We start from the raw sequence: 2,806 nt of genomic DNA, 5'->3' as shown, positions 1-2,806 counted from the left end.
TGAAGGCGGCGAAGCCAATTGCCCAACCCGGCGATTTTTTTACCCCACTCGGTGCTAAAATTGACACCACTCGGCGAAAGAATTGACCAAGAATTTCAAAAGTGGCACCGCTGAACGTTTTCAGCGGTGCCACTTCAGTTTTATGGGAGCTTATCACCTCGACCTTTTCCTAGATATTTCAAGATGACTTCCTTTCCGTATTCGAAGAGCTCGTCATCTGTCAATTTATCGTCATGTTCCCAGATGATATCCACCAATGCGTCGCCAAGCACATTCTCCCAGTCTTCCATTGCGTCTGTATGTGCGTAGAACATCGCTAATCTTTGTTCCAGTTCAACTGAAATCATGCAAATTCGCCTCCAATCCCATACCGCTCGCGCATCGATTTATCGCCTTGGATAAGGAGCTTGTAGGAATCATGGACGATCCGATCAAGGATCGCATCCGCAATCTGTGGGTTTCCCAGCTTACTATGCCAGCCTTCCGGCGCGAATTGAGTACAAAAGATCGTTGAACCACGCTGGCTTCGATACTCAATCAACTCAAGAATGGTTTGGGATTGTTCATCGTTGACTGGCGTCAATAGCCATTCATCGATAATCAAAAGTTCGATTTTCTTGTATCGTTCAATAATCTTATGAAAGTCTCCGTTGGCCTCATGCTTCGCCACAATCAGGTCATCAATTAGTTCGGGCAGACGTACATATTTAACTTTATGGAACTGATGACAAGCCTCAATTCCCAAGGCTGTCGCTAACCATGTTTTCCCATTGCCTGAAGCACCCATCAAGATGACGTTATGATGCTCTTGAATGTACGTCCCAGTCGCAAGTCGTTGAATCAAACCCCGATCCAATTTACCATCGGGTAGGTAATTGATATCTGCTACACATGGTTCATTCGTTCGAAAATTTGCACTTTTGATCAATCGATTCAGCTTATTCGATTGAAGACTTGCGTATGCCGCATCGACGAGTAGCTTAAACCGATCGTCAAAATTCATTGATCGATATTCGGCGTTACTTTCTTGCACCTCTAGGGCATCCGACATCGCAGTAAGTCGCATCTTACGTAGTTTGCGTTGCGTTTCATCATTTGTCATTGATCGTTTCCTCCAAAGTAGGCTGCCCCGCGGGTGAATCCATAGTCTGGTTCATTGGTCGGCTTCTGTACTGGAATCTTCTGACTCCTTAGTACTCGCTCAACTACCGACACCGTCGGTGCGGTCGCAATCTTCATTACGGTCGTACATGCGGCTTCGATTTCAATGCCTGCGTATTTTCGATCTAGGCCTTTGAATCGAAAGGCCGCGCTTAGTCCTTGTTTTTCGCTTGCGGCAGACTGGAGAAGATACCGCATTACACCAAGCGTGTTGATGCCAACCGCTTCCGCCCAAGCTAATGCATTCTCTGGTGTATGATCAACGAACAGTTTATGTTCTGCTGGCAAATGGTCATGATTGGTTGAAAATTGCCCGAATTTACCACTTAGTCGTTTATGAGAGGCAATCCGATTACCTTTATAGAAAACCTCTACGATATCTTTCGTCACCTTGATATCCACTTTGGATGAGATATACTCGTAAGGAACAGAGTAAAACTGACTTTCCACGTTGATGTGGTAGTCTAATTGTACGGTGGCAGTCCGCCAACTGGCCATCGTGTAAGCTTGAACTGGTAGTGGTCGCAAGGCAAAGCTTTCTTCATCCTGAAACGCCGAAAGGCGACTACCTTGTTTGTATTTCTTCGTAAACGGTCGTTCGTTGAACTCCTTGAGTTTGATACGAACGGCCTTATTTAATTCCTCGAGGTCAAAGAACGTTTCATTCCGTAGCGCTGCTATAATCCAGGTTGATACTGTACCCACAACACCTTCTACAGTCGGCTTATCCTTTGGCTTCCGGACCCGTGCCGGCATTACAATTGTGCCATAATGCAAGGCTAGATTCCGGTACATTTCATTCAAGATAACTTCGCTATGCTTGTGCGAAGTCACACCTGTTTTGAGATTGTCGGAGATCAGATATTGCGTCACACCACCGAAAAATTCATACGCATGAACGTGTCCAGTAAGCCACTCTTCCTGCTGTTCGGTCATAAAAGCCTCACAGTAGCTATATGCACTACATGGTAAAGATGCAATGAATAGATATGCTTTGACAACTTCTCCAGTTTCACGATCAACGATATATAAGGGAGAACCGGCCCAATCAACTTCCATTACTTCACCTGGTTTACGTCGAATCCGCATTGTTGCCTTATATTTCTGCGCGTAAGCCCGATAATACTGGCAAAACGTTCGATATGCATATGGAACTGTTCCGTTTTGCCGGCACTCTTGCTCATATTCATAGTGAACCAATGATAAGGTGACATTAGGCTTAGCCAATTCCTCATGGATCTTGTCGAAGTCTGGCAGCTGCCGTCCCTTTGCTAGCGGTTGCTTCTGAGGAAACAACAAGCTTTCCAGCCAAATGTCATCCACATCATCAGTGAATGGCGGGCTAATTTGATGTAGCTCAGCTTGTCTAATCACTTCAGAAATCTTGGGACGTGAGTTCCCAGTCATTGCCGCAATGTCTCGATGCACCAGCTCTTGAGCGTGAAGCTCAAGAATTTGACGGTAATGAATAGTCATTACAAAAACCTCCTGTATATACGAATTGCACGCGCTTACACGCATGCTACTCGTAGTATACAGGAGGTATCTTTGTTATTGGTCATTTTCTTCGCCGACCTTGGACAATTTCTTCGCCGAGTGGTGTCAAAAACTTCGCACTATTTGGTAAAGCAATGTGCCGTCTTCA

Annotated in this window: 3 protein-coding genes; all 3 read right to left on the bottom strand. The window is 45.4% G+C overall.

What is annotated here, in order from left to right; genetic code table 11:
- Positions 1–140: 140 nt before the first annotated feature.
- From JUF11_RS12970 to istA, 3 genes are read right to left on the bottom strand one after another with little or no spacing between them, the layout of a single operon-like run.
- A complete protein-coding gene (locus tag JUF11_RS12970) occupies positions 141–347 on the bottom strand; it encodes a hypothetical protein (protein WP_125581986.1) in 207 nt (68 codons plus the stop codon).
- On the bottom strand, positions 344–1,102 hold the full coding sequence (gene istB / locus JUF11_RS12965) for an IS21-like element helper ATPase IstB (protein WP_204119922.1): 759 nt from the start codon (positions 1,100–1,102) through the stop codon (positions 344–346). Before istB ends, JUF11_RS12970 begins: the two co-directional genes overlap by 4 nt.
- On the bottom strand, positions 1,099–2,637 hold the full coding sequence (gene istA / locus JUF11_RS12960; RefSeq protein ID WP_203634148.1) for an IS21 family transposase: 1,539 nt from the start codon (positions 2,635–2,637) through the stop codon (positions 1,099–1,101). The genes istB and istA overlap by 4 nt, the downstream gene beginning before the upstream one ends.
- Positions 2,638–2,806 lie beyond the last annotated feature (169 nt).

It is taken from the genome of Lacticaseibacillus suilingensis (assembly GCF_016861845.1).
Classification (GTDB): Bacteria; Bacillota; Bacilli; order Lactobacillales; family Lactobacillaceae; genus Lacticaseibacillus; species Lacticaseibacillus suilingensis.
This window is presented reverse-complemented; position numbering and strand designations above follow the sequence as displayed.

Excerpts from the sequence above, each read along its gene's own strand:
- JUF11_RS12970 (WP_125581986.1), bottom strand. The coding sequence starts at position 347 with ATGATTTCAGTTGAACTGGAACAAAGATTAGCGATGTTCTACGCACAT.
- istA (WP_203634148.1), bottom strand. The coding sequence starts at position 2,637 with ATGACTATTCATTACCGTCAAATTCTTGAGCTTCACGCTCAAGAGCTG.
- istB (WP_204119922.1), bottom strand. The coding sequence starts at position 1,102 with ATGACAAATGATGAAACGCAACGCAAACTACGTAAGATGCGACTTACT.